This is a genomic window from Myceligenerans indicum, assembly GCF_016742955.1.
Lineage (GTDB): Bacteria > Actinomycetota > Actinomycetes > Actinomycetales > Cellulomonadaceae > Myceligenerans > Myceligenerans indicum.
Genome location: NZ_JABBYC010000043.1, coordinates 13,735 through 39,566 on the forward strand (window position 1 = coordinate 13,735; position 25,832 = coordinate 39,566).

Consider the following 25,832-nt stretch of genomic DNA (forward strand, 5'->3'; position numbering starts at 1 on the left):
GGCGGGCCTGTCCGCACGGCGGAGCGCCGGGCGGCGGCGCCGCGTCGTCGGGCACACTGGTGCGCGTGAAGCGCCTGATCGTGTCCGACGTCGACTCCACCTTCTTCCGGCAGGAGGTCATCGAGCTCATCGCCGACCATGCGGGAACCCGCCAGGAGGTCGCGGCGGTGACCGAGCGCGCGATGCGCGGCGAGCTCGACTTCGCGGGATCGCTGCGCGAGCGGGTCGCGACCCTCGCGGGGGTCCCGGCCGGTGCGCTGGACAAGGTCCGGGACGCGGTCGAGCTCACCCCGGGTGCCGCGGAGCTCGTGGCGGCCTGTCAGCAGCGTGGCTGGGCGTTCGGCCTGGTCTCGGGCGGCTTCGAGGAGATCGTGCGGCCCATCGCCGAGGACCTGGGGATCCGTCTGGTCCGCGCCAACCGCCTGGAGGTGTCCGGCGGCGTGCTGACCGGCCGCACGGTCGGCCCGGTGGTCGACCGCGCCGCGAAGGCCGCCACGCTGCGCGAGTGGGCCGCGGCCGAGGGCGTCCCCCTGGAGGCCACGGTCGCGGTGGGCGACGGCGCGAACGACCTGGACATGATCGCCGCGGCGGGCGTCGGGGTGGCGTTCCGGGCCAAGCCCGTCGTGCGCGACCAGGCCCCGTTCGCGGTCGACGGGCGCCTGGACGAGGTCCTGGAGCTGCTGGACGCCGGGGCCCGGTCGCTGTCGTAGCGCTCGGGCGACCGGCCTAGGCCCCGCGCGGGGCGAGGGTGAGCACCCGCAGCGTGCCGGCGTCGATCGTGCGGTCGCTCTCGACGGTGGCGCCGGTGCGTTCGAGCAGCGCGCCGAGCCCCAGCTGTGCCTGCCAGTCGCGGAAGGCCGCGAAGTGCTCCCACCCGGCCGCCAGCTCGGTGGCGCGGTTGCGCAGCCCCGCGACGTTTCGGGGCATGGGCGCCACGAAGTCCACCACCATCACCCGCCGTGCCACGGCGAGCAGCCGGTCGAGCACCGGGCCGCGCAGCTCCCGGGGCATCTCGTGCAGTGCCAGCACGATGGTGGCGACGTCGTACGGTCCTGCGGACGGCACGGTGAGCTCGGCCACGTCGCCCACGCGGAACCGGGCCGACGACGAGCCGGCGTGCGAGCGCGCGTACCGGATGTGCCGTGCGGACAGATCCACCCCCACCACCGTGCGCCCGTCCTCGGCCAGCCGCCGCGACAGCGCGCCCGTGCCGCAGCAGGCGTCCAGGACCCGTTCGCCCGCCGGCAGGTGGCCGGCCACGTAGTTCCGCACCCCGTCGAGCATGCGGTCGACGACGGCGGCGTAGACGGGGCCGTCATACCAGTGACCTGCTTCCGTGCGCCCGGCCATGTGGTGCTCACCTCCTGCCGTCAGGGGATCACGCCGTAGGTGGCCGCGCTCATCGCGTGGCGGGCCGTGCGGTCGACCTCGCGCAGGGCGGTGCTGCGCTGGTCGGCCTGCCAGAGGTTGACGGCGCCGCCGTCGTCCACCGCCCCGAGCGCCACGATCGCGCGCAGGCGCGCGGCCAGCTGCAGGACGCGCGCCCGGCGGCCGTCCAGGTGCGGCACCGGCCAGTCCGCGGTGCTCGCGGCGCGCAGCCGCTCGATCGCGTCGGCCGCGTCGTCGCGCCACCGGGCGACGTCGAGCGAGTCCAGGGCGTCGGTCGCGGTCATCAGGCTGCTGCGTAGCTCTCGTTCGGCGTCGGCCACCGACCCGATCGTGCCGAACAGGCCCGTGCTCCAGTCCGGCACCGGCCGGACGTGCCATTCCACGAGGTGGCCGCGTTCGAGGTGGCTGCCGAACGGGGTGATCCGCGGCACGGCGGCCCAGCTTCCGTCCGGCGTGGTGACCACCAGGCACTCCCCGGACTCCGTCGCGTCGTGGTTCGCCGCGGCGGGGACGCCCGCCGGGTCGCCCGCCACGGGCAGCAGGGCGGCCACCGTGCGCGGGCCGTGCGTCCACGTCGTCAGCAGCGTGCCGAGGTCCGTGCCGTCCCACACGCCGGGCAGGCCGTGGACCCGGTGCGGCTCGTCGTCACCCTGGACGGCGTCGGCCGCCTCCGACGTGTCGCCGACGCCCTGCACCCAGAGGGCGAGGACGACGCTGCGGGGCAGGTCCGGCACTGTGTTCATCGCCCTCACAGTATGAGACATGTCGGTTACTGTTGTGGACCATGAGCACGGTTCTCGACCTTTCGGGCGTCACGGTCCGACGCGGCACCACGACCATCCTCGACTCGGTGGACTGGCAGGTGAACGAGGGCGAGCGCTGGATCGTGCTGGGACCGAACGGCGCCGGCAAGACGACGCTGCTGCAGATCGTGTCGGCGCGCATGCACCCCACGGCGGGCACGGCCTCGGTGCTGGGTTCCCGGCTCGGCCGGACCGACGTGTTCGAGCTGCGCCCGCGCGTGGGGCTGTCCTCGGCGTCGCTCGCCGACAGCATCCCGGGCTCGGAGACGGTGCGCGACGTCGTGCTGACCGCGGCGTACGGCGTGACGGGACGCTGGCAGGAGTCGTACGACGAGGTCGACGAGGAGCGGGCCGGCGAGCTGCTCGCGGCGTTCGACGTCGCCAAGCTGTCCGACCGGCACTACGGCACCCTCTCGGAGGGCGAGCGCAAGCGCGTGCAGATCGCGCGGGCCCTGATGACCGACCCGGAGCTGCTCCTGCTGGACGAGCCCGCGGCGGGTCTGGACCTGGGCGGCCGCGAGGAGCTGCTGGGGGTGCTGAGCGAGCTCGCCTCCTCCCCGGCATCGCCGGTGCTGGTGCTGGTCACACATCACGTGGAGGAGATCCCGCAGGGTTTCACGCACCTGCTGCTGATGGGGCGCAGCCGCATCCACGCGGCGGGGCCGATCGACGAGGTGCTCACGGCGGACAACCTGTCGGCGGCGTTCGGCCTGCCGCTCGTCGTCGCGCACGGCGGGGGCCGCTGGCTGGCACGCGCGGCGCGCTGACCAGGGGCGGCGCGTCGCTCGGCGAAACCAGGCGAGAACCCCACGATTTTCCTGGCCCACCGTGTGATGGATTGGTAATCTTCGGGCAAAGGCGCCAGGTGAGCGTCAAGCCTCGGGGAGGGGATTGTGATGGAGTGGTTGTGGTGGGTCGGCGCGGCCCTGTTGCTCGGTCTGATCGAGATCACGACTCTCGACTTCGTCTTCATCATGTTCGCCGGGGGTGCACTCGCGGCCGGCGCGGTCGACGCCGCGGGACAGCCGCTGTGGGTTCAGGTGGTCGTGTTCGCCGTCGTCGCGACGGTGCTGCTGCTGACCCTGCGCCCGCCGCTGAAGCGCTATCTGTCCAGGGGCGGGGCGGAGACCCTGACCAACGCCGAGGCCCACATCGGCCGGACGGCGTCGGTCGTCGAGGAGGTCACCCAGGCCAGCGGGCTGGTCAAACTCATGGGTGAGGTCTGGACGGCACGCGCGGCGGAAGGCTCGCCTCCGCTGCCGGTCGGGTCTACGGTGCAGGTGGTGCGCATCGACGGCGCGACCGCGGTGGTCGCGCCGACGTCGGCAGACCGGTCCGCCTGACCGCCGGCGCCGCGGAACCGGCATTCACACATCGTTCTAGCGGGTGCGCCCGCAGGAGGAGAGGCTCGTGGAGAACATCGGACTGTTGATAGTCCTCCTCATACTCGTCATCGTCGTGCTCGTCGCACTGTCGCGCGCGGTGCGGATCGTGCCGCAGGCGGTGGCGCTGGTCATCGAGCGGCTCGGTAAGTTCCATACGACCCTGACGCCTGGTTTCCATCTGCTGGTGCCGTTCATCGACAAGGTGCGCGCCGGCGTCGACATGCGTGAGCAGGTCGTCTCGTTCCCGCCGCAGCCGGTGATCACCAGCGACAACCTGGTGGTCGAGATCGACACGGTCATCTACTTCCAGGTGACCGACGCGCGGTCGGCCGTGTACGAGATCGCGAACTACATCACGGCGATCGAGCAGCTGACGGTCACCACGCTGCGTAACGTCATCGGTTCGATGGACCTGGAGCAGACGCTCACGAGCCGCGACCAGATCAACGGCCAGCTCCGTGGCGTGCTTGACGAGGCGACCGGCCGCTGGGGAATCCGCGTCAACCGGGTGGAGCTCAAGTCGATCGACCCGCCGGCCTCGGTGCAGGGCGCGATGGAGCAGCAGATGCGCGCCGAGCGTGACCGGCGTGCCGCGATCCTCACGGCCGAGGGTGTCAAGCAGTCCCAGATCCTGACGGCCGAGGGTGAGAAGCAGTCGGCGATCCTCAAGGCCGAGGGTACGGCGCAGTCCCGGATCCTCGAGGCGGAGGGTGAGGCACGCGCCATCCTCCAGGTGTTCGAGGCCATCCACCGCGGCAACGCGGACCCGAAGCTGCTGAGCTACCAGTACATCCAGATGCTGCCGCAGCTCGCGAACGGCACGTCGAACACCAACTGGGTGATCCCCACCGAGTTCACCGCGGCGATGTCCAGCATCGCCAAGGGGTTCGGCGGTGGCGCGCCGTCCGGCGGTGGCGAGGGCCCGACGCCGCCGGTGACGCCCACCACGGACTACCTCACCGGGGGCAGCATCCTGCCGAGCGCGGGCGACGCCCTGGCCGAGGCCCAGCGTCAGGCGGAGGCCGCCACGGCGGACGCGACCGAGTCCGGCACCCGTTCCGGCGCGCCGTTCGACCCGTCGGCCGAGCGGGGGCAGCGCCCGGGCGGTTCCACCCGCGCGAGCCAGACGCCGTCCCGTCCGAGCCCGCGCCCGGTCGACGGCGGCGAGGGTGAGGTGCCGCCGCCTCCGGCCCCGCCGCAGCGGTAGCCCCGCGATGCCACCGGCCGCCCCTCCCGCGTTCCTCGCGGGAGGGGCGGTCTTTCGTCGTCCGGCGACGGCCGTGCCCGTGCGGGAGACGACGTGCCGGGTTGCGGAGTGAGTGCTCACTCATTTACGCTCGTCGTCGTGTCACCCGAAGCTCGACCGTTCCTGGCCCCCTCCGACGACGGCCGCCGACGTGCGGCCCCGATGTCACCGGAGGCACGTCGCGCTGCCATCGTGGACGCGGCCATGGGCCTGGTCGCCGAGCACGGCTCCGACGTCTCCACGCGAGAGCTGGCCGAGGCGGCCGGGGTCGCCGAGGGCACGCTGTTCCGCGCTTTCGGCGACAAGACCACGCTCCTGTGCGCGGTCGCGATGGAGGGGATGTTCCGCGCGTCGAATCCGCGGGGGACCCGTGACGAACTGGCCGCGGTCGATCGTTCGCTCCCCCTGGAGCAGCGGATCGAGCGCACGATCGAGGTGGGCCGGGCCCGGATGTCGGAGGCGGTGCACTGGATGCGCCTGCTGCGCCGGCTCACCCCCGATCACGAGCGGCTGCGGGAGGCTTCCCGCGAGCAGCACGAGACGATGCACGAGATGCGCAGCACTCTCATGGCGCAGCGCGAGATGCAGCGCGCCATGACGATCGAGGGCCTCCGGTCGATCCTGGCGCCGGACGCCGACCGCCTGCGGTTCCCGGTTGACGTCGTCGTCGCCCTGCTGGAGGCCGCCATCGCGGGCACGCACGCCCGTGGCGACCACCTGTCCGATCCTCCGCCGGCGTCCGTCGTCGCGGATGCCCTGGTCCACGGGATCGTCGGCGAAAAGCGCTCGCCGGACCCGGAAGTTCCTGATAACCATGACATGCCCCCTGCCGAGCACGTCGGCGCCGAGGCGGCCTCCCACCACAGCGAGGAACTCTGAATGCTCGTCATGCTCATGCGCAGGTACCTGCGCCCGTACGGAGCGGCGGTGGCCCTGCTGCTCGTCCTCCAGCTCCTGCAGACGCTGGCCAACCTCTACCTGCCCTCGCTCAACGCCGACATCATCGACAACGGCGTGACGCAGGGCGACATCGCCTACATCTGGCACACCGGTGGCTGGATGCTCGGCGTGAGCCTGCTGCAGGCCGTCGCGGCGGTGGGTGCCGTGTACCTCGGCGCGAAGGCGGCCACGGCGTTCGGCCACGACGTGCGGCGGGACCTGTTCTCGCGCGTCCAGACGTTCAGCTCCCGTGAGGTGGGGCAGTTCGGCGCGCCGACGCTCATCACCCGCACCACCAACGACGTCCAGCAGGTCCAGCAGGTGCTGATCATGATGTTCACGATCATGGTCATGGCACCGATCATGCTGGTGGGCGGCGTGATCATGGCGCTGCAGGAGGACGCCGAGCTGTCCTTGCTGCTGCTGGTCGTGGTTCCGGTGCTGGGGGTGTCCGTGGGGCTGCTGATGTGGCGCATGGTGCCCTACTTCAAGGCCATGCAGGGCCGGATCGACACGATCAACGGTGTGCTGCGCGAGCAGATCACCGGCCTGCGCGTGGTGCGGGCGTTCGTCCGCGAGCGGCGTGAGGCCGAGCGGTTCGACGTCGCCAACGGGGCCCTCTACGACACGTCGCTCGGGGCGGGCAAGCTCATGGCGATGGCCTTCCCGATGGTCATGCTCATCATGAACCTGTCCAGCGTGGCCGTGCTCTGGTTCGGTGCCGGGCGCATCAGCTCGGGCGAGATGCAGATCGGTGCGCTGACGGCGTTCATCGCGTACCTGATGTTCATCCTCATGGCCGTGATGATGTCGACGATGATGGTGATGATGCTGCCGCGCGCGGCCGTCGCGGCGGGTCGCATCGCCGAGGTGCTCGGCACGGAGACGTCGGTCCGTGAACCGGACGCCCCGGCATCGCTGAGCAGCCTGTCCGGCGGCGCCGGCCCGCGCGGCCTGGTGACGTTCGAGGACGTGACCTTCGGGTACCCGGGAGCGGAGGAGCCCGTGCTGCACGGGCTGAGCTTCACGGCACGCCCGGGCGAGACCACGGCGATCATCGGTTCGACGGGAGCGGGCAAGACCACCCTGCTCAACCTGGTGCCGCGGCTGTTCGACGTGACCGGGGGGCGCGTCCTGATCGACGGCGTCGACGTGCGGGACCTGAGCACCGAGGACCTGGGGTCGCTGCTGGGCATGGTCCCGCAGAAGGCGTTCCTGTTCAGCGGCACGATCGCCGGCAACCTGCGGTACGGCAAGCCGGACGCGACCGACTCGCAGATGTGGCAGGCCCTGGAGATCACGCAGGCGCGGGACTTCGTGGAGGCGCTGCCCGAGGGGCTGGAGGCGCCGGTCGGCCAGGGCGGCAGCACGTTCTCCGGTGGCCAGCGACAGCGCCTGGCGATGGCGCGTGCGGTGGTCCGCGAGCCGAAGGTCTATCTCTTCGACGACTCGTTCTCCGCGCTGGACTACGCCACCGACGCGCGGCTCCGGGCCGCCATGGAACCGCGGACCCAGGAATCCACGGTCATCGTCGTGGCGCAGCGGGTCGCGACCATCCGGGGCGCCGACCAGATCCTCGTGCTCGACCACGGACGGATCGTCGGACGCGGGATGCACCATGAGCTGCTCGACCGGGACCACCCCCGGTACAGCGAGACCTACGAGGAGATCGTGACGAGCCAGATGACACTGGAGGAGGCGGCATGACCGACACTGGCGGCATGAGCGCGCAGGACGGAACGCCGTCGGGCACGACCTCCACGGAGACGTCCGACGAGGAGACGATGCGTGAGGCCTCGCGCAGCGGAGCCCGGCGCGGCCCCGGGCACGGCCCGATGGGCGGCATGGGCATGCCTGCCGAGAAGGCGCTCGACTTCTCCGGATCCCTGAAGCGCTTCGTCGCGGTCATGCGTCCGGAGCGTGCCCGGGTCATCGTCCTGACGCTGTTCGGCGTGATCTCGGTCGCGCTGACGGTCGCGGGCCCCAAGATCCTGGGCACGGCGACGAACATCATCTTCAACGGCGTGGTCGGCAGCATGCTCGCCGGCCAGGTCCCGGCGGGCACGCCGCTCGAGGACGTGGTGACGGGCCTGCGGGCCCGCGGCGAGGACCAGCTGGCCGACATGCTCTCGGGCATGCATGGCGTGGTGGTCGGTCAGGGGATCGACACCGGACAGCTGGTCACCGTCCTGTCCTGGGCCGTGGCCGTGTATGCGGCAGCCTTCGTGTTCGGCTGGCTGCAGGCGCGGATCACGGCGGTCGCCGTGCAGAACACGATGCGCCGGCTGCGGGACGACGTCGAGGCCAAGCTGCACCGCATCCCGCTGTCCTACGTGGACAAGCAGCGGCGCGGTGAGATCCTCTCGCGCGTCACCAACGACATCGACAACGCCTCCCAGACGGCTACCCAGACGCTCGCGCAGCTGGTCACGTCCCTGCTGACCGTCGTGGGCGTGCTGGCCATGATGTTCTGGATCTCGTGGATCCTGGCGCTGGTGGCGCTCGTGACGGTGCCGCTGTCGGTGGTGGTCACGATGCAGATCGCCAAGCGCAGCCAGCCGCAGTTCATCAAGCAGTGGTCCAGCACGGGCAAGCTCAACGCGCACATCGAGGAGATGTTCACCGGGCACTCGCTGGTGCGGGTGTACGGGCAGCAGCGCACGGCGGCCGAGACGTTCGCGCAGGAGAACGAGAACCTGCACGCCGCGACCCGCAAGGCCCAGTTTATCTCGGGCACGATGCAGCCGTCCATGGGCTTCATCGGCAACCTCAACTACGTCGTGATCGCCGTGGTGGGTGGTCTGCGCGTGGCGTCCGGGCAGCTGAGCATCGGTGACGTGCAGGCGTTCATCCAGTACTCGCGCCAGTTCACCCAGCCGCTGACGCAGGTCGCCTCGATGATGAACCTGCTGCAGTCGGGCGTGGCGTCGATCGAGCGGGTCTTCGACCTGCTCGACGCCCCGGAGCAGGAGCCGGACCCGGCCCGCCCGGTGGCGCCGGGAGACGGCGGGCCGGTGCGGGGCCGTGTCGTGTTCGACGGCGTCGAGTTCTCCTACACGCCTGACAAGCCGCTGATCACCGGTCTGGACCTGACGGCGGAGCCGGGGCAGACGGTGGCGATCGTCGGTCCGACGGGTGCGGGCAAGACGACCCTGGTGAACCTCCTGATGCGGTTCTACGAGGTGAACGCCGGCCGGATCACGCTGGACGGCGTCGACACGCGCGAGATGACGCGTGACGCGCTGCGCGGCAGCATCGGCATGGTGCTTCAGGACACGTGGCTGTTCAAGGGCTCCATCGAGGAGAACCTGCGCTACGGCGTGCGGCGCGACCTCACGGACGAGGAGTTCCTGGAGGCTGCCCGGGCCACGCACGTGGACCCGTTCGTGCGCACCCTCCCGGACGGCTACGAGACCCAGATCGACGACGAGGGCTCCAGCTTGTCGGCGGGGGAGAAGCAGCTCCTGACGATCGCCCGGGCGTTCCTCGCGGACCCGGAGATCCTGGTGCTCGACGAGGCCACGAGCTCCGTGGACACGCGTACCGAGGTGCTGGTCCAGGAGGCGATGCACCGGCTGCGCCAGGGGCGCACGGCGTTCGTCATCGCGCACCGGCTGTCCACGATCCGCGACGCCGACGTGATCCTCGTGATGGAGCACGGCGACATCGTGGAGCAGGGCTCCCACGAGCAGCTGCTGGAGGCCGGAGGGGCGTACGCGCGCCTCTACGAGAGCCAGTTCGTGGCTCCGGTGGGGGTGCAGGAGGCGCCGCTGGCGGACGAGGGGACCCCGGCTCCGGCCTGAGCGTTGGCGTAAATGCGGCGTCCGTCCTAGTTTGGGAATGTTCTCGTCCCCGACGTGTCATGGAAGGCACGCATGAGCGACATGCGCGAGCCGGACCCGCAGCCCGCCACCCAGCCCGAACCGCCCGCCGAGCCGTCCGCCGAGCAGCCCGCAGGGCCGCCCGGCGGGCGGACGCCCGAGACGCAGGCGGTCCGCCGGGAGGAGCCCGTCGGCCGGCACGTCCCGGTCGCCCCCGGCCAGGACATCCTCGAACTGCGGATCCACGGTGTGGCGAACACGCCCCCGTACCGCATCCTCGACCTGCCCGCCGAGGAGGTGGTGCAGACCGACGGCGACGGTCTCGGCAGCTTCTGGGTGCCGACCCCGCAGGCCGATGCACGCGACCGCGAGCCGGCTCCCGGGGACGTGCGGGACCGGGAGGTCCCGGCCGGTGACCCGCACGAGATCCGCAACGACGTACGCCGCGAGGCGTACTCCTGGGGCGCGATGTCACGTCTGGGCCGGCTGCCGTTCGGCGGGGTGCTCGGCGTCGTCGGCGCGGTGGCCACCCGGGTGATGTGGGTGGCGATCGTGCCGTTCGGGCTGGCGAACGTCGGGTACTGGGCCCGGCGTATCCCGCAGGCCGGCCGCGAGCCGGGGACCGACCGCGTCCTGCCTGATCCTTCGGCGGCCATGACCAGGGTCTTCGCCCTGTTCCTCACGCTCCTGTTCACGGCGACGACGGCCACGGTGGCCCTGTCCACGATCGGTACGCAGTGCATGGGCCTGGTCACGGGCGACACCGTCTCGGTCTGTGCGCGGATCCCGGACGGGCTGTACTGGCTGGCCCGCGCCGACCACGGAGACCGGCTGGGCTGGTTGTCGCTGATTCCGGTGGCCACCGTGGCCGTCCTCGTGCTCATCGCGCACAGCGGCAGCGTGAAGTTCGAGTCCCGTGTCTCCTCGCTGATGGCCGGCGAGACGGCGCCGGCCACCGACGGTCCCGCCATGCGGCGCCCCGGTTTCTGGACGCGCCGGACCGGGACGGGAACCCTGAACAGCCACCTGGCGGCGGCGCTCGGTCTCCTCTCGGCGCTCATGCTGTGGACGTCGGAACGCACGGCCTGGGCGGCCGCCCCGGGGCTCGTCGTCGTGCTGGTCGCGATCTGGGTCGTGGCGCTGCGCACCGACGACGACGGCGTCCAGGCCCAGGTGCCCCGCTGGAAGCCGCGAGCCGCGTTCGCCCTGCTCATCGGCGGAATGGTCGTCTGGGCCGGGGCGTGGGTCGCGCTCGCCCGGTCCGGCCAGCCCGCGCAGGCGCCGCGGCTGATCGGCATCGAGGCGACGCCGGGTCTGCTCGTCGTCGTGCTCACCGGGATCGCGTCGTCGGCCCTCGTCTGGCGTCGGGCCCGGCGGACCGGTCCCGTGCGGGTCATGGTCTGGCTCCTCCCGCCGGTGGCCGCGACGGCGTGCACCGCGGTGGCCACGCTCGCCGCACCGGGCGGGCAGCCGCTCCCGGTCACGGCGCGGGCGGTCCTGCTGTCCGTGGCGGTGGCCGTGCTCGCGGTCCCCGCGGTGTGGGCGGTCGCGCGGCGCCGCGTGGCGGGCTTCCGCGCCGAGGGCTGGGCGGGTGCCGGGCCGGGGGTTCTGCTGCTGCTGTCGACGGCGTCCGCGGCGGTCTTCTCCAGCCTTGTCGTCGTGGGGGTCCAGTGGTACCTGCGGGCCGCTCCCACGGGCGCCGTCGTCCCCGGCTCCCGCGGAGGGCTCTTCGTCGACGTCGTGGTGGACGCCGACCCGCGCCAGATGGTGCCCGTCCCGCCGGTGTACACGGAGTTCGGCGCCAGCGTCGCGGTCATCGTGGTGGTGTCCCTGGTCCTCCTGACGGCGCTGGTGGCACCGGCGGTGGTGGATGCCGTGCGCAGCGGCACCCTGTGGATCCCGCCGGCGCCCGACACGTCCGGGCCGAGCCGTGGCCCCGGGGCCCGCGCCGCACGAGCGGCCGGCCGCGGGCTTCCCGGTGCGCGTCCCGGCGACCTGATCAACCCGGAACTGCTCACCATGGCCGCCCGTCGCGCGTTGCGTGCCCGCCAGCTCGCCGCGATGACCCACCGCTCGGAACTCGCGGTGGCGGCCCTGGCCGTGGCGTCCTGGCTCGCCCTGGTGGCCACCGTGCCGCTCGCCGTGCCGCCCGAGAGCCTCGACGGTGCCGGCGTGGCGGCGCTGCCGAGCCTGCTCGGCGACGCGTCCGGCCTGTTCGCGGTGCCGTCCTGGCTCACCGACCTGGCGGTGCCGATGCTCGGCACGCTCTCGTTCGCCCTGGTCGCCAGTGCTCTGGTGGGAGCGGTGGACAACACGGGCCGCCCCTGGGGGCTGCTGTGGGACGTCCTGTGTTTCCTGCCCCGCAGCGCCCACCCCTTCGGCCCGCCGAGCTATGCCGAGCGCGTGGTCCCTGAGGTGCGCGGCCGCGTGGACTCGTGGCTCACGGCGGTCGACGTCGACGACGACGCCTATCGCGAGGCCGTGGCACGGCGTCGTCGCGTGGTGCTGTCGGCGCACTCCATCGGCGGTGTCATCGCCGCCGCCGTGGTGCTGATCAGATCCGGGAACCCCGTGTACCGGCAGGTTCCCGCCGCGGGCCGGGTCGGCCTGCTCACCTACGGCGTGCAGTTGCGGCCCTACTTCGGACGGTTCTTCCCCGAACTGCTCGGACCGGGGGTGCTGGGCCTGCCCCCGGTCGGCCCGCCCGCATGGTCGGGCGACCCGTGGCGGACGGACGACGACGGTCCGGCGGCAGGCCCCGTCTCCGAGCCGAACCTGCGCGGGCTGCTGGTGCCGGAGCGGCATCCGGGCGATGCCGTGGACGGGTCCGGGCACGACGGCGTGCCCGCCTGGGTCAACCTCTGGCGGCGCACGGACTTCCTGGGGTTCCCGGTGGTGGGGTACGAGCCGAACGACATCGACCGCGGCGCCGAGGAGGTGGACCGGTCGGCGTACCTGTTCGAGATCGCCCTGCACGGCGGCTACCCGCGCACGGCCGCCTACCAGGAGGCGTTCGACGAGGTCGTCTCGCGGCTGGAACGCATGTGATCCTCGCGGACCGGTGACGTGACGCCGTTGTCGCGTCACCGGCCCGCGAGGCTTGCGCACACGGTGTGTGCGCCCTCGGGGGAGTCTCTGGGTCTTGCGGGATCCGCGCGGCGGTGGCTCAGGCCACGGCCGGCAGCGGTGCCACGACGTCGCGGAGACGGAGCAGGGCCTGGTTCAGGATCTGCTGCACGCGCTCACGGGTCACGCCGAGCCGGCGGCTGATCTCCTCCAGCGTCCGGGTGGTGCCGTCCACGAGACCGAAGCGCAGCTCCAGCACGCGCGTCTCCACGGCGTCCAGGTGGGTCAGGGCCTGGCGCACGCGGCGGCGCAGGACCGACTGCTCGGCGCTGGGCGTGCCGTCGTGCGGGGAGGTGCCGTCCGGACCTTCGGCGCGCATGCCGGCGGCGATCGCGCGGACCACGGAGCGGCGCACCCAGCGGGTGGCGAAGGCGGCGAACGTGCCGTGGGCGGGGTCGTAGTTCTCGGCCGCGCGGACGAGGCCGACGTTGCCCTCCTGCACGAGGTCCATGAACGGCAGGCGGCCGGTGTAGACGGCCACGACGTCGGGCACGATGCGCAGGTAGGCCAGGACGAGCCGCTCCTTCGCGTATTGCCCGGACTTGACCCTGGCTTCGAGGTCGGCGCGCAGCGAGGGAGAGACCGCGTGCTTCGCGAGGGTGCGCGCGGCGGCGGTACCCAGGGCCGCCCGCTCGAGGAGCGCCGCTTCCTGGTCCGGGTCGAGCGACGGCGTGCGCTCGATGATCTCCTGGTAGGAGGCGGGGAGCGCGGGATGCGCGCCCGAACTCCGGGAGCGGCGCGAACGGGAGGCTCTGGCGGTTCTCATCACTGATCTCCTTCGTCGTGTACGAAGTTACCTTGGTGGGGACATTAGCGAACCATTGGGCTTCCTGGGAAGGCCCAGAAGTTCGCTGAGAGTGATAACGGGGAAATAACGAGCCATGGGTGCAGAATCGGGGACCGTGACCACCTCCGACGTCGTCCACCTCGACGACCCCGCCGACGAGCGGCTCGCGGACTACACCCGCCTGACCGACGTCGCCCTGCGCAGCAAGCACGAACCGGCCAAGGGCCTCTACATCGCCGAGAGCACCCAGGTGATCCACCGGGCGCTGGAGGCCGGCCACCGGCCCCGGTCCTTCCTCATGGCGCCCAAGTGGCTGGACACGATGGCCGACGCGATCGAGGCATGCCCGGGCGTGCCGGTCTACGTGGCCGCCGAGCCCGTGCTGCGGGAGATCACCGGGTTCCACCTGCACCGGGGGGCGCTCGCGGCGATGCACCGGCCGCCGCTCGTCCCGGCGGGCGAGGTGCTGGCGGCCGCGCGCGGGGGTGCGGGAGCGCGGCGGGTGGCCGTGCTGGAGGATCTGGTGGACCACACGAACGTGGGGTGTCGCGAATTGCGGACGCCGGAGACTGCGGAGCCCCAGGTCGGCGAGCCGCCGCGGCGGTCAAGGGTCGCGGTCTTCGAGGATCTTGTGGACCATACCAATCTTGGTGCTGGTTTTAGGTCGGCTGCAGCTCTTGGTGTCGATGCGGTGCTGGTGACGCCACGGTGTGCGGATCCCCTGTACCGGCGGTCGGTGCGTGTGTCGATGGGGACGGTATTCCAGGTGCCGTGGACGCGGATCGAGTCGTGGCCTGCCGACATCGAGGTGCTGAAGGAGGCTGGCTTCTTCGTGGCGGGGATGACGCTGGGGGAGGGTGCGATCACGCTGGACGAGCTGGTCGCTCAGGAGCATCAGAATCTGGCGCTCGTGTTCGGGACCGAGGGGCACGGCATGAGGTCGGACACTGATCGGTTGCTGGATGCGCGGGTGACTATCCCGATGGTGGGCGGGGTGGACTCCCTGAACGTCGCGGCGGCGTCGGCGGTGACGTTCTATGCGACGCGGTGACGGTGGCCATGCTCATGCGGCCCGTCCTCATCACAGCCTGTTCCTGGCTGACTTCGTTGAGCCTGCATCCCGATGTGGCGAGCACGGTGGTGGGCTGACGGAGTTCCTGCGCCTCGATCAGGTCGCTCGACTGCACTGGCCTGACGACGTCGTTGAGCAGTGGCTCTACGACCATGCTGACAATGCGTCCTTCCACAAGGACTACGGGCTGGTTGACCTCTCTCGGATCGACTGGCAGGTAGAAGCGCTGTCACTAGATCTCCTGATGGAGATGCCGACTGGACCGTCCGATGGCGATGTGATCGAGTACTTCGCGAGAGACCCGGAGCACTGGGTCGCTGTTCGGCGACGTCGTGAGCACATGGGTGTGGCGGAGATGCGGGACGTCCATGGCACCTGGAAGCGCTGGCCTCTGGTCCTGGACCCGGGTGCTGCTGGGACCAGGTGCGCAGGGGCTCCAGCTCATCGAGGGGCGCACGAGGGTAGGCATTCTGCGTGGTCGCCGTCGCCAAGAGAGCTTCGTCGCCGACCGCCATCTGGCTTGGGTCGGCCGCAGGCGCGCATGAGCCGCCTGACGCCAGGCCAGGCTCCGTGCTCGACCGCAACTGCACGGCACAATGGAATCCTCACCAGCCTGGGAGCACTCGCCGTTGAACTCTCCAGCACAACTCGCCACGCAGATCCGCTTCCACCTCGAGACCCTGGGCGAGACCAACGCGCACCACCCGTTCGAGCAGTTGTGCCTCGGCCTGACCCGCCGTCGCATTGTCAGCAACGTCATGCCGGCGACAGGACCCGTGTCTGCTGGCAGCCCGGCCGCGGCGGCCGGGTACAGCGGCGGCAGGACGTGGGTGCGCGCGGCGGTGATGTCGTGGGTCGATCCCGGCGCGACGGGCGAGACCCATTCCGGATACCCGTCCGGGCCGGTCAGGACCTGGATGTTCCCGCCGCGCCGGTCGTGTTTTCCCGACCACCACAGATCCGCAGCCCTCTGGCCGGGCGCGGCCGTCTTCGTGGTCTCGATCAGGTGCCCTCCAGGCAGACATATGGCCGCTGCTCGGCCCGCGCGGTCGCCAGCACCTGCGGCAGACGCGGCGCGCGAGCGGCCAGGACATCGATCGCCTCGTGCACGTACCGGTAGGCCGTGGCCACGCTGATGCCCGCATCGGCGGCCAGGACCTTCAACGTGGTGGCCTCCTTGAACCAGCGCAGCACCAGCAGCGCCTGGACGCGCGCGGACGCCGCACGCTGGACGGGACGGGCACCTGCACGACGTCGATGCGCTATGAGCCACCTGGTCACCGCCTCCAAAGTGGTCGCGGGCACGTCGAGACTGGCACGATAGGAGATCAACGCGGGGTCCTTGCAGGTCAGGGGTTCGGATGTCTTGGCGGACTTCACTGTTCGGCATCGCGCAGGCCACCGTCTCGCGCATCTGGCGCTACCTGCTGCCGCTGATCGGGCCGGTCACCGCACAAGTCCGACCTCGCCGCCCCGACCGATCTTCCCTACTCGAGGCTATGTGGCCGCGCAACCATTGGCCAATTCGGTCGGTTTGACTTGACCATCTCTCTTGAAAGCCACCACATCCGATGAATCTGGATTTCCGCCTGCTTGAATAAGCAGCTTCGACACGCCGCCAACGACTGCAGGGAAGATAATAATCAATTCTTCACCCGGCCCGGCCAACGGAGCATTCGTTCCCGCATGAATCTTAGTATGGTCTATCAGATATCGCCCATGGAAATTCACGGGCTTACCGTCATAGGACATAGATTCATGAGTAAGGTACGCCGACGGGAACCGGCATGCAGAAAACGACCCGTCCGGACCAAATCGAAGAATCGGAAATCCCTCCGAATTTTCAGGCCCAGACCAATTGCCGGCCAAGTCCTTTGCTGCGACCTCGGTCGGGCTCCCGAGATCCACCGGATAGTCCAGGGGTGCACATCCCGCAAGAAAAACCGCTACGAGAGGAGCGAGGACCATTGTCCGCACACAACCTAGTCCCACTGAATCCTGCTTCCCGGAATAATCGTAGGTATACCTCTCGTGCCAAACAAACTCTTGAGATACACGCCCTCCAAATGAGCCCTCGGTGATGACATTCTTGACTCGGTCAACTCCGGGAATATTGTATCCGAACCGCGTTGCCGAGGCGAGCGTCGTGTCATTGAGCACTTGCAGCGTTATTCAGCTGGCCAGGCGGCAGAACTCCAGATTGCACATCGCGGCTCTCGTCCGCATGCGAGAACGCTATTCAGGGGCGGGGGTTGGGTCCGTTCTCAAGGAGGCTGGCTACTTCGTTCCTGGGATGACCCCCTTCGTACCGCCGTGCTCCGTCAGCGGTCCTCGTGCTGAGAACGTGTGCTGGGTTCTCGTCGGGCGGTCCAGTGTGTTGCGGGGTTCGGTGCCAGCGTCGAGGTGACGTATGCCTTGTGGATCCCGAGGGCCTTCTGTGCGCGGCGCAGCTTGTCCTGCAGGGGCATGAGCACGGGCTGGACCTGCTTCGCGCCGCGCCCGGCGTCCTTGACGTCGATGTGGAGTGCCAGGTGGATCCGGTCGGCCGCGGAGCAGGCAACGGCGAGTTCTCGCGCCGGGCTGTCGGACATAGAGCGTGCGAGGGCGTAGAGCAGCGCCATGGTGCCGGCTGCTTTCCGGCCGACCGTGTTCGCCAGGTCGTCGGGCTGTTGCGCTCCGGGGTAGGTGTAGTCCTTCATCTCGATCAGCCACAGATCGAGCTCGTCGAGCGCGACGACGTCGCATCCCTCGAGTCCCAGCTGCGTTGCCCTCCTGTACTGGGGGAGTTCGTCGAAGATCTCGGTGCGCCAGTCGGCCGGGAACTTGAACCAGGTGCCGTCGACGAGCACCTCGGTGGGCGCGGTGGTGGATGGCATGGCGCGTCACCAGGCCAGGTAGCGGCCGGCCTGTTCGGCCTCGGCCTCCAGGGCGGCGACGTACTCGATCTCGTCGAGGTCGTGGCTCGTCTGGGCGATGACCTCGGCGAGAGCCCGGCCCTCGGCGTCGTCGGCCTGGCGCCGGGCCAGACCGATGTAGCGCGTGTCGATCCCTCCGGCTGCCATCTGCAGTTCCCGCAGCAGGAACATGCTGTGGGTGGCGACGAAGATCTGGGATCCCTGTGACGCCAGTTCTACGAGCGCGCCGGCCACGGCCTTCTGCGACGCGGGATTGAGGTTGGCCTCGGGCTCGTCCCAGAACAGATAACCGCCTTCGAGAAGGACGCCCGAGGCGATGAGCCTGACGATCATCGCGAGCTTCCGATGGCCTTCAGCAAGCAGTGGTGCCTCAAGGTTGCCGATGCCCGGTTGCTTGAGGTAGAAGCGCCCGCCCTTCTCGATGACGGTACCGCCCTGAAGGATCTCCGTGAACGGCTTCAGGAGGTTGCTGGCGCGTTGCTCGCGCGGGCCGCGCAGGGCGGGTCGCAGCAAGAGGTCGACGGTGTCCTTCCACGTTTCCTCGAAATTCGTCTCGCGCGTGTTGTACAAGGAGACGAATGAGGCGCCGAGTGAGAACAGTTCGTACGGCGGCAGGAAGACGGGTTCGTCCTCGAGTTCGCGGTTCGGGACGCTGGAGACAGCGACCTCACGCTTTGCGTGCGATGAGAAGGAAACCCCGAGTGGTTCGCCGATACCGGCGTACTTGATCCTGATGTCCGTCGCACTCGTGCCGCGAACGCGGCGCGAGAGACGGCCGATGCTCTCCGGTCGGAACGCGCCGACGAGCTTAGAGGCGACAGCCGTTCCGAGGTCCTTCTTGGTGAGTGCATCGGCCTCTGCGAGCGCCTTCGTGGCCGCGTAGAGCAGCTTGAGGAGCTGGGACTTGCCTGTCGCGTTGTCGCCGACGACGACATTCAGACCGGGTGCCAGCTGTATGTCGAGCTTGCCGAACGGGCCGAAGGCCGACGCGTCGAGGTGCGCCAGCGGGTGTTTCGCCATGGCGCAGAGTCTAGGTCGCCGGGCCGGTCGGACCGGGGATTTCGCGGAGCCGTTCTCACACCATCCGCGCCCGGTGCGCCGTCTGTGAGATCAGTGGGTGCGGGGTGAACAGGCGGGAGCAGTACAGCGGTCGTCGTGGCCGCAGGCCTGGGCGACGGCGGGTCGTGCGCCCAGCGTGCTCGCCTCGGCGCGACGTCGGTTCGATGCCCGTGGTCACCGTGTTGCGGGGCTCATGATCGGCGGCGGTGCCGGGGAGCCGCTGGCTGGGTGCCGGTACGCTTCTCGTGATGAAACCGTCAAACCACCCGTACCCGTCCGGGCGTCGCGGAGCGCCGAACCGGAGGTTCCTGGCCCTCGTCGCGGGGGTGGTTCTCCTGGCCACTTTGATGATCGGAGCCTGCCTCGCACTCGCTTCCTGTAGTGGGAACATTTTTCTCAACAGCAGAGCGGTCGAGACTCCGTCGTTCGGCGTCTGGCGCTTCGACGAACATCCTGGGGGTGGGTTCTCCGAGATCATCGTTCAGCGAGACGGCCGGATACGGGTCGTGGGAGCCAGGGTTCTTGCGGAGCAGGCCGGATGTCCGGCCTCGGAATCGGTGGAAGACGGTTACTACAACTGGTCGACCGGTTCCAAGGGTTCGATCGTGCTTGAAGGCGACCGGCTTGCGGCCTGGCCGTTGCCGGAAAAGTTTGGGAACGGGGTCACCTGGTCGAAGATCTCGGTCAATCCATGTGGGATCGAACTGCGGGACGGGCTCGTCTGGATGCTCAGATTGTAGAAGCGCAGCTCTCTCGCCTCATTTTCGCGGTAGGGCGGCCGCTAAGGTCTGCTCATGAGCTTCCGGGGACCTCCTTCGAGTGGTGAAGCTGCTTCGGGTGGAGGTCGGCTTCTCAGGAAGCTCGTGCCGTTGCTGGTCTCGCTGGCGTGCTTCGGCGGCGGTGGGGCCGTCGCCGTTCTGGTCTATCCGGCGCTGGCGCTCGTGCTTCACGTGGTCCTGGTCGTGGTGGCGATCGCGACGGACGCTCCCATGGGTGGGCCGCTGGCTCTGCCGTTCCTGCTCGTCGTGGCAACGCTTGCGGGCATCGGCTACACCCTCCTCGCCTACGCCGTGCTCGGGGTCTCGACGCTTGTCGGCTCACGGTCGGAGCGACGCGTGCTGATCTTCGCCGTGGTCAGCATCGTGCTGCTGGTCGGCGCGGTGGGAGCCGGCGTGATGGTGCTCGCCGTGCGGGAGCCCGCGATGCCGACGACCGAAGCCCTGGCCTGGTCGGCCGGCATCACCGCGGGCGGAGTCCCCGCGTGGCTGGTGGTCGCGGCGGTCTGGGCTCTTCTCACCGGGCTCCGAGGTCGAGGCGCGTCCACGCGTAGGGCTCGTGCCATCCGTCCCGGCCTTCGGCCCATCCTGTGACGGCGTCGTGGACCTCGGTGTGCGTCGCACATTCTGCCTGGTAGTGGCGGTCCGGGCTGCCGTCGCGGTACTCGATCAGGTAGCCCGAGGCGGCACGTGTGCCGTAGCAGTCCTGAGCCCGGCCACGCACGGCGTCCGCGCGGACCGTCTGGAAGTAGTGTTCCGGGCGGGACAGGCGGTGGGCGACGAGGAAGTTCTCGCTGCCACGCCGGATCTCCTGGAGCAGGACGAGCAGCTGGAAGGCTGACGGATCGTCCTGGACGAGCCCGCGATCCGTCACGATACGCAGCGTTGGTTCGGTCATAGCGGCAGCTTCTTCCGCCAGTCCGTGACGGACACCTCGATCTTGCGCGCCGGGTCGCCCTCCCAGCGGACGGGAAGCCCGTGGCGCGCCACGGCGTCGGCGACCATCCGGCCGACCACGTGCACCGCCTCGTCGGGGGTCTCGGGCCGCAGGGCGACAGGCGTGTCGTCCGAGTGCCAGGCCACGAGGTGCTCGGGCCGGACCCCGAACGAGAGGAAGAGGGTGGACGGCATCTCGCCCAGCTGCTCCGCCTCCTGGCCGTGGAAGAACGTGAACCCGCGTGGGACCACGTCGACGTCGTCGGTCTCGCCGGCGATCTCGGTGGTGCCGCAGGAGTTGCAGCAGGCGAAGTTCATCCGTGCGACGACGCCCGCTGACGCGAGTTCGCCGAACGCCGCGGCGAGCTTGGCGTAGTCGCCCTCGTCCGTCCAGGACTCCTCCTCCTGGACGCGCCGATGCCACTCACGGTAGGCCGCGTCCACGGCGGCGGCGCGCGGCGCCGCGCCGACGTCGGGCTCGAGGAGGTCTGTGGCCGCCCTGACCACGTCGCGCAGCGGTGTGAAGCCTGCACGAACCATCGCCCGGAGGCGTTCCCGCACGTCGTCGAGTTCGTCCGCCATGGCGGTCTCTCGGTCGGTGTCGTCTCGGTCGGTGTCGTCGGCGTCCGTCATGCCTGGACGGTACTGCCGGACACCGACACGACCGTCCGAACCGGGCGTATCACGGCTCCCGGGCGACGTCCGCCGTGTTCGGTCCCGGAACGGGGTGTCAGTGTGTGCACCTAGGGTTCCGGGGAGTCGTCAGGGAGAGAAGAGGAGTGACGTGACACTGTCGTTGCCGTACACGCTTGCTGTGTTCCGGGGGGACTCGATCCGGGTCGCCCTGGAGGTCACCGAACTGGAGTGGATCTCGTCCGATCAGGCCGTCCATGTCCGTGCCGACATCGCGATCGAGGGCGAGGGTCTGACCTGCGGGACGTTGACGGAGCTCCTGGACGCCGAGGAGCTTCGAACCTTCCAGGGGTTCCTCGACGAGCTCGACCGGGGGCGCTCGGCCACGTGGGAGCCGTCGCCCAAGTCCGCCGAACTGGACGTGGAGCTGCGTGAGCACACGGTGTTCGACACGGTCGGGGTCGAGCCGTGGGTGACGGTCAAGCCGTACGGCGTCGGTCTCGTGGTGGGCGGGGTGGTGAGCTTCGACGACGACTGGTTCGAGGAGGCGTACGCCCGGTTCGACACGCTGCAGGATCATCTGGAGCAGCTGCGTTCCTCGAGTGTCTCGGACGACCGTCGGTGATCCGGGACTGCCGCTCCGAGACGAGAGGCATCGCCGGGAGCCGTACCGGTGCCGGTGATCGTCTCCGTGTGACGAGCGCCGGCGCGAGCCACACCTCTGGCGTCTCCCGCCCCCGCTCGGCAGAGTGTTGCCCATGGACTTCACGCGACCGGCTCCCGCCGACCCGTACTCCCTGCTGCCCGCTCCCGCGGTCTTCACGCTGACGGGTCCCGACGTCGTCGACGGTGAACGGCTGCCCGTCGCGTACACCGTGGACGGGGAGGCTCTCTCGCCGGCTCTGGAGTGGTCGGGTGCACCGGCGGGCACGCGCTCGTTCGCCGTGAGCTGCTTCGACCCGGACGCGCCGTCGCCGTCGGGCTACTGGCACTGGAACCTGGTGGACCTGCCCGCCGAGGTCACGTCCCTGCCCCGTGGGGCCGGTGGTGCCGACGGCGGGCTTCTGCCGGCCGGGGCGTTCCAGGTGCGCGGCGACGGCGGCTACCCGGGCTTCGAGGGCGCCGGCCCGCCGCGCGGCGACCACGAGCACCGCTACGTCTTCGCGGTGCACGCCCTGGACGCCGCCCCGGGCCGGCTCGTTCCCGGCCCGGGCAGCACGAACGCCCAGGTGCATGTCAGCATCTTCTTCCACCTGCTGGGCCGGGCGACGCTCACCGCCACCTACGGCAGGTGAGGGGCAGGGCAGGTGGGGGCCGGGTCAGATCTCCGAGCGTCCCTTGCGCCAGTAGCCCATGAACGCGACGGCCTTGCGGTCCACCCCGCGCTCGCCCACCAGGTAGCGCCGCAGCGTCTTGATGACGCCGGCCTCACCCGCGAGCCACGCGTACAGGACGGTGTCCTGCACCAGCGGCGCACCGGCGTCGTCGACGGGCACCTCCCACAGGATCTCCGAGTCCACGTCGACGTCGGCCGGCTCGTTGACGACGGCGGGGCCCGAACCCGGTTCGGACGACGGGCGCACCCCCATCGCGAGCATCCGGTCCGCGGCGGCGCGCACCGCGGGGACCAGGAGGTCGCCGTGCGCGGCGCCGTCACGGCCCAGCCACGTCACGCGCACGCCCTGCGGCGCCGCGATCACCCAGCCGTCCTCGGGGTGGGGCACCTCGAGGAAGACCTCGCCGACGGCGTTCGCGGGCAGCGACTCGCAGATCGCCGCGAGGGCCGGGACGGCGGTCTCGTCGCCCGCGAGCAGCAGGGCGTGGCTGTGCTCCGGCGGGGCGAACTCGCGGCCGCCGTGCGGGCCCTCGTAGTGTGCGTCCGGGCCCATGATCACCAGCGGCTCACCGGCTCGGGCGTCCGTGGCCCAGCGCGAGGCGGGGCCGCCGTCGCCGTGCAGCACCATGTCCACGTCGACCTCGCCGCGCTCGGGCCGCACCGCACGCACCGTGTAGGTGCGCAGCGGGTTGCGGCGCTCGGCCGGGAGCGCGCGCCAGGCCGTGAACCAGTCCGGGTCGTCCCGCAGGAGGTGGTCCCAGCCGCCGGACGGGTCCGGGAGCAGGAGCTTGATGCGCTGGTCGTGACCGTTGTCCGCGAAGCGGTCCAGGTCCGGGCCCGTGAACGTGACCCGCACGAACGAGGGACACAGGCGCGTGACGCGGGCCACCTCGACGTCGAACATCCGGTACGGGGTCGGTGCCGGGGCGGCCTCGTTCCCGCGCTCGTGCTGGCGTGCGGTCGAAACGTTCTGGGTCGTCACGCTGGTGAGCCTAACCTAACTTCTGCCCCTGTCCGCAACCGGTCCACGGGGCGGGCCGCGAGGTTCTTGCGGACATCTGTCACACAGCCCGCATGTCGCCAGGAACTGCCCGAACATCGCCTCTAGTCTCTGCGCGAGTGCCTGATCCGGACGCCCGATCGACTCGGCTACCCAGAGGCCGAGGGCCGGACAGGCAGAGGGTTTGACGACGCGTGATCGATCACTTCACCTACGGTGCCCTGACGCCGATACTGTCCTTCGTCCTGTCCTGCACCGGTTGCGCCGTGGGTCTGTCCCTGACGGCCCGCGCCCGCGTCGCCACCGGCAGTGCGCGCACGGTCTGGCTCCTGCTCGGGGCCCTCGCGATCGGCGGCACGGGGATCTGGGTCATGCACTTCGTCGCGATGCTCGGGTTCTCCGTGGCCGGAGCCGAGATCCGCTACGACGTGCCCATGACGATCGCCTCCATGCTCCTGGCGGTGGCCGTCGTCGCCGTCGGCCTGTTCCTCGTGCACAGCGAGACGGGCGGCGCCCGCGCCCTCGTGGCCGGCGGAACCATCGCGGGCCTCGGCATCGCCGTCATGCACTACATGGGCATGGCCGCGATGCACGTCGGGGTGGACATCGCCTACGACCCGCGGCTCGTGGTGACCTCCGTCGCCATCGGGATCGCGGCCGCCACCGCGGCCCTGTGCCTGTCGATGCGCGTGCGCGGCGCCGGCGCCGGGGCGGCGGCGACCGTCGTGATGGGCCTGGCCGTGTCCGGCATGCACTACACGGGCATGGCCGCGATGCGGGTCACCTCTTACCACCCCGGCGCGCCGATCACGGACCTGCCGGTCGGCCTGCCGGCCACGCAGCTCCTGGTCCCCCTGATGACCGGGATCGTTGTCAGCACGCTGGCTCTGCTCATCGTCGCGGCGGCGTGGCCCAGCGCCGGGGAGATGGAGACCCAGGCCGAGTTCGACGCGTGGGCGCAGCGGCAGCGGGCGCGGCAGCGCGGCGCGCGGTCCCTCTCGGAGGCGGACGGGCCGGAAGGCCGCTGAGGCGGCGCGCGGCTCGCCCCACCCCGGGCCCCTGGCCAGTGCGGTTGACAGTGGTGTCGAGACCACTGTGTACTGATGAAGGAATCGAACATGCGTTCGATGCCGTGCAACATCAGTCTTGCTCGACCGGCCCGTTCCGGCAGCACCATCGCTGGAGGGCAGATGACCACCACCCCTCAGGCCGTCCCGGAGTACGACGAGGCGCCGCACGCCACGCGCCACGGCAGGGCGCTCGGTGCCCTGCGCGCCGTCGAGGCGCGTACCGGCGTCCGTACTCGCCTGCCGCTCGAACGGGAGACGGCCCCGGACGCCGGGCTCCGCCCGGTGCGCCCCGAGGTGGCCGCGCTGCTGCCCGGCGGCGGACTCGCGCCGGGGACCACGGTGGTGGTCTCCGGGTCGACCACGCTGCTGCTGACCCTGCTCGCCGCCCCGTCGCGTGCGGGGGCATGGACCGCGTTCGTGGGGCACCCCCAGGTGGGTATGGCCGCCGCCGCGGAGGCGGGGTGCGAGCTGGAGCGCACGGTCTGCGTCCCCGACCCCGGACCGGACGCGCCGGCCGTCCTGGCGGCGCTGCTGGACGCGCTGGACCTGGTGGTCGTGGGACCGGGCGCGGCACTGCTCGACACCGACCGCCGCCGGCTCACCGCACGCACCCGGGAACGGGGCGCCGTGCTCGTCGTCGCCCAGGACACCACGCGGTCGAGCACCACCTGGCCGGGCGCCCAGGTGGTGCTCGCGGCCGGCCCGGGACGATGGGAGGGTATCGACCACGGCGCCGGCAGCCTGTGCCGCCGGACCCTGACCGTGCACCGCACCGGCCGGGGCCGTGCGGCCCGCCAGGCCGACCTGTACTGCGTGCTGGCATGAGCACCGCCCCCACCCGCACCGCCCCCACCCGCACTGCGGCCCTGTGGGCACCGGACTGGCCGGTCGTGGCGGCGATGGCGGCCGCGGACACCCCCGCGCACGCACCCGCCGCCGTCCTGGGCGGCTCCCAGCGGATCGTCGCGGCCAGCGCACCCGCCCGGGCAGCCGGGGTGGGGCGCGGCATGCGCCGCCGCACCGCCCAGCAGTACTGCCCCGAACTCGTGGTCCTGCCCGCCGACGACGCCCGCGACGCCGCGCTGTTCGAGCCCGTCGCCGTCGCGGCCGAGACCGTCGTGGCGGGCGTGGAGGTGGCCCGTCCCGGGCTGCTCCTGCTGGGATCCGACGGCGCCGCGCGCTACCACGGCTCCGAGCAGGACCTGGCCCGTGAGCTCGTCGAGGCGGTGGCGGCCGGCACGGGCCACGAGTGCCAGGTGGGCGTCGCCGACGGCTTCCTCGCCGCGGTGCTCGCCGCCCGGGACGAGACCGTGGTGCCCCCGGACGGGTCACCCGCGTGGCTGGCACCGCGCCCCGTCGCCGACCTGCGGCACGCCCGCCCCGACGACCCGGACCTGTCCGGTCTCCTCGACCTGTGGCACCGGCTCGGCCTGCGCACCCTCGGCGACGTGGCGCACCTGCCCGCAGGCAGCGTACGGGCACGGTTCGGCGTGCTCGGGACATGGGCCAGGTCCCTCACCCTGTCTCTTATACACATCT

Annotated in this window: 27 protein-coding genes; 16 read left to right on the forward strand and 11 right to left on the reverse strand. The window is 70.8% G+C overall.

Annotation, left to right across the window (positions count from 1 at the left end; translation table 11 throughout):
* Positions 1-59 precede the first annotated feature (59 nt).
* The gene (gene serB / locus HGK34_RS17565; protein WP_201849802.1) at positions 60-710 is read left to right on the forward strand and encodes a phosphoserine phosphatase SerB; all 651 of its coding nucleotides are present in this window, start codon (positions 60-62) and stop codon (positions 708-710) included.
* Between the two features lie 16 nt (positions 711-726).
* Here serB and HGK34_RS17570 read toward each other — a convergent pair whose 3' ends face one another.
* Complete coding sequence (locus HGK34_RS17570; RefSeq protein WP_201849804.1) at positions 727-1,350, reverse strand: class I SAM-dependent methyltransferase; 624 nt, start codon at positions 1,348-1,350, stop codon at positions 727-729.
* A 20-nt stretch (positions 1,351-1,370) separates the two neighbouring features.
* Positions 1,371-2,132: an Rv1486c family protein gene (locus HGK34_RS17575; protein WP_201849806.1), complete on the reverse strand. Its 762-nt coding sequence runs from the start codon at positions 2,130-2,132 to the stop codon at positions 1,371-1,373.
* Between the two features lie 41 nt (positions 2,133-2,173).
* Here HGK34_RS17575 and HGK34_RS17580 point away from each other — a divergent pair, with 41 nt between their 5' ends.
* The 7 genes from HGK34_RS17580 to HGK34_RS17610 all read left to right on the forward strand — a co-directional run bounded on the left by HGK34_RS17580 (position 2,174) and on the right by HGK34_RS17610 (position 12,631).
* A complete protein-coding gene (locus tag HGK34_RS17580) occupies positions 2,174-2,959 on the forward strand; it encodes an ABC transporter ATP-binding protein (RefSeq protein WP_201849808.1) in 786 nt (261 codons plus the stop codon).
* A 129-nt stretch (positions 2,960-3,088) separates the two neighbouring features.
* Positions 3,089-3,535, forward strand: a complete 447-nt coding sequence (locus HGK34_RS17585; protein WP_201849810.1) for an NfeD family protein — start codon at positions 3,089-3,091, stop codon at positions 3,533-3,535.
* Positions 3,536-3,602: 67 nt separating this feature from the next.
* On the forward strand, positions 3,603-4,784 hold the full coding sequence (locus HGK34_RS17590; protein WP_201849812.1) for an SPFH domain-containing protein: 1,182 nt from the start codon (positions 3,603-3,605) through the stop codon (positions 4,782-4,784).
* Positions 4,785-4,922: 138 nt separating this feature from the next.
* Positions 4,923-5,702 (forward strand): TetR/AcrR family transcriptional regulator, encoded by a 780-nt coding sequence (locus HGK34_RS17595; protein WP_307816054.1) that lies wholly within the window; start codon positions 4,923-4,925, stop codon positions 5,700-5,702.
* The gene (locus HGK34_RS17600) at positions 5,703-7,469 is read left to right on the forward strand and encodes an ABC transporter ATP-binding protein (protein WP_201849814.1); all 1,767 of its coding nucleotides are present in this window, start codon (positions 5,703-5,705) and stop codon (positions 7,467-7,469) included.
* The gene (locus HGK34_RS17605; protein ID WP_443677254.1) at positions 7,466-9,565 is read left to right on the forward strand and encodes an ABC transporter ATP-binding protein; all 2,100 of its coding nucleotides are present in this window, start codon (positions 7,466-7,468) and stop codon (positions 9,563-9,565) included. Before HGK34_RS17600 ends, HGK34_RS17605 begins: the two co-directional genes overlap by 4 nt.
* Before the next feature lie 72 nt (positions 9,566-9,637).
* Positions 9,638-12,631, forward strand: coding sequence for a hypothetical protein (locus HGK34_RS17610; RefSeq protein ID WP_201849815.1), 2,994 nt, complete (start codon positions 9,638-9,640; stop codon positions 12,629-12,631).
* 118 nt (positions 12,632-12,749) lie between these two features.
* Here HGK34_RS17610 and HGK34_RS17615 read toward each other — a convergent pair whose 3' ends face one another.
* Positions 12,750-13,475, reverse strand: coding sequence for a sigma-70 family RNA polymerase sigma factor (locus HGK34_RS17615; RefSeq protein WP_201849816.1), 726 nt, complete (start codon positions 13,473-13,475; stop codon positions 12,750-12,752).
* A gap of 136 nt (positions 13,476-13,611) precedes the next feature.
* Here HGK34_RS17615 and HGK34_RS17620 point away from each other — a divergent pair, with 136 nt between their 5' ends.
* A complete protein-coding gene (locus tag HGK34_RS17620; protein ID WP_307816055.1) occupies positions 13,612-14,547 on the forward strand; it encodes a TrmH family RNA methyltransferase in 936 nt (311 codons plus the stop codon).
* 253 nt (positions 14,548-14,800) lie between these two features.
* On the opposite strand, the gene HGK34_RS23790 is transcribed toward HGK34_RS17620, so the two are convergent.
* From HGK34_RS23790 to HGK34_RS17640, 5 genes are all read right to left on the reverse strand, one after another.
* A complete protein-coding gene (locus HGK34_RS23790) occupies positions 14,801-15,595 on the reverse strand; it encodes a transposase family protein (RefSeq protein ID WP_372433151.1) in 795 nt (264 codons plus the stop codon).
* On the reverse strand, positions 15,571-15,900 hold the full coding sequence (locus HGK34_RS22940) for a transposase family protein (RefSeq protein ID WP_244666893.1): 330 nt from the start codon (positions 15,898-15,900) through the stop codon (positions 15,571-15,573). The genes HGK34_RS23790 and HGK34_RS22940 overlap by 25 nt, the downstream gene beginning before the upstream one ends.
* Positions 15,901-16,065: 165 nt before the next feature.
* A complete protein-coding gene (locus tag HGK34_RS17630) occupies positions 16,066-16,320 on the reverse strand; it encodes a hypothetical protein (RefSeq protein ID WP_201849820.1) in 255 nt (84 codons plus the stop codon).
* 569 nt (positions 16,321-16,889) lie between these two features.
* The gene (locus tag HGK34_RS17635) at positions 16,890-17,444 is read right to left on the reverse strand and encodes a hypothetical protein (protein ID WP_201849822.1); all 555 of its coding nucleotides are present in this window, start codon (positions 17,442-17,444) and stop codon (positions 16,890-16,892) included.
* Between the two features lie 6 nt (positions 17,445-17,450).
* Positions 17,451-18,503: an AAA family ATPase gene (locus tag HGK34_RS17640; protein ID WP_201849823.1), complete on the reverse strand. Its 1,053-nt coding sequence runs from the start codon at positions 18,501-18,503 to the stop codon at positions 17,451-17,453.
* A gap of 287 nt (positions 18,504-18,790) precedes the next feature.
* Between HGK34_RS17640 and HGK34_RS17645 the strand changes: the two genes are divergently transcribed.
* Together HGK34_RS17645 and HGK34_RS17650 are read left to right on the forward strand one after the other, a co-directional pair.
* Positions 18,791-19,282 (forward strand): hypothetical protein, encoded by a 492-nt coding sequence (locus HGK34_RS17645; RefSeq protein ID WP_201849824.1) that lies wholly within the window; start codon positions 18,791-18,793, stop codon positions 19,280-19,282.
* A 123-nt stretch (positions 19,283-19,405) separates the two neighbouring features.
* The gene (locus HGK34_RS17650; RefSeq protein WP_201849825.1) at positions 19,406-19,912 is read left to right on the forward strand and encodes a hypothetical protein; all 507 of its coding nucleotides are present in this window, start codon (positions 19,406-19,408) and stop codon (positions 19,910-19,912) included.
* Here HGK34_RS17650 and HGK34_RS17655 read toward each other — a convergent pair.
* On the reverse strand, positions 19,836-20,216 hold the full coding sequence (locus HGK34_RS17655; protein ID WP_201849826.1) for a hypothetical protein: 381 nt from the start codon (positions 20,214-20,216) through the stop codon (positions 19,836-19,838). The two genes, HGK34_RS17650 and HGK34_RS17655, sit on opposite strands and share 77 nt — an antisense overlap.
* Positions 20,213-20,887: a DUF6891 domain-containing protein gene (locus HGK34_RS17660; RefSeq protein ID WP_201849827.1), complete on the reverse strand. Its 675-nt coding sequence runs from the start codon at positions 20,885-20,887 to the stop codon at positions 20,213-20,215. The genes HGK34_RS17655 and HGK34_RS17660 overlap by 4 nt, the downstream gene beginning before the upstream one ends.
* A 151-nt stretch (positions 20,888-21,038) precedes the next feature.
* Here HGK34_RS17660 and HGK34_RS17665 point away from each other — a divergent pair, with 151 nt between their 5' ends.
* Together HGK34_RS17665 and HGK34_RS17670 are read left to right on the forward strand one after the other, a co-directional pair.
* Positions 21,039-21,512 carry a DUF5959 family protein gene (locus tag HGK34_RS17665; protein WP_201849828.1) on the forward strand — a complete coding sequence of 158 codons (474 nt, stop codon included), beginning with the start codon at positions 21,039-21,041 and terminating at the stop codon, positions 21,510-21,512.
* A gap of 133 nt (positions 21,513-21,645) precedes the next feature.
* On the forward strand, positions 21,646-22,182 hold the full coding sequence (locus HGK34_RS17670) for a YbhB/YbcL family Raf kinase inhibitor-like protein (protein ID WP_201849830.1): 537 nt from the start codon (positions 21,646-21,648) through the stop codon (positions 22,180-22,182).
* 24 nt (positions 22,183-22,206) lie between these two features.
* Here the strand turns inward: HGK34_RS17670 and HGK34_RS17675 are convergent, their stop codons facing one another.
* The gene (locus HGK34_RS17675; protein ID WP_201849842.1) at positions 22,207-23,127 is read right to left on the reverse strand and encodes a siderophore-interacting protein; all 921 of its coding nucleotides are present in this window, start codon (positions 23,125-23,127) and stop codon (positions 22,207-22,209) included.
* Between the two features lie 290 nt (positions 23,128-23,417).
* Between HGK34_RS17675 and HGK34_RS17680 the strand changes: the two genes are divergently transcribed.
* The 3 genes from HGK34_RS17680 to HGK34_RS17690 form a co-directional block, all read left to right on the forward strand.
* Entirely contained in the window at positions 23,418-24,251 is an 834-nt protein-coding gene (locus tag HGK34_RS17680; protein WP_201849832.1) for an MHYT domain-containing protein, read from the forward strand.
* 162 nt (positions 24,252-24,413) lie between these two features.
* A complete protein-coding gene (imuA', locus tag HGK34_RS17685) occupies positions 24,414-25,118 on the forward strand; it encodes a DnaE2-dependent mutagenesis accessory factor ImuA' (RefSeq protein WP_201849834.1) in 705 nt (234 codons plus the stop codon).
* A partial coding sequence (locus HGK34_RS17690) for a Y-family DNA polymerase (protein ID WP_443677255.1) occupies positions 25,115-25,832 on the forward strand: 718 nt, incomplete at its 3' end. The genes imuA' and HGK34_RS17690, both read left to right, overlap by 4 nt.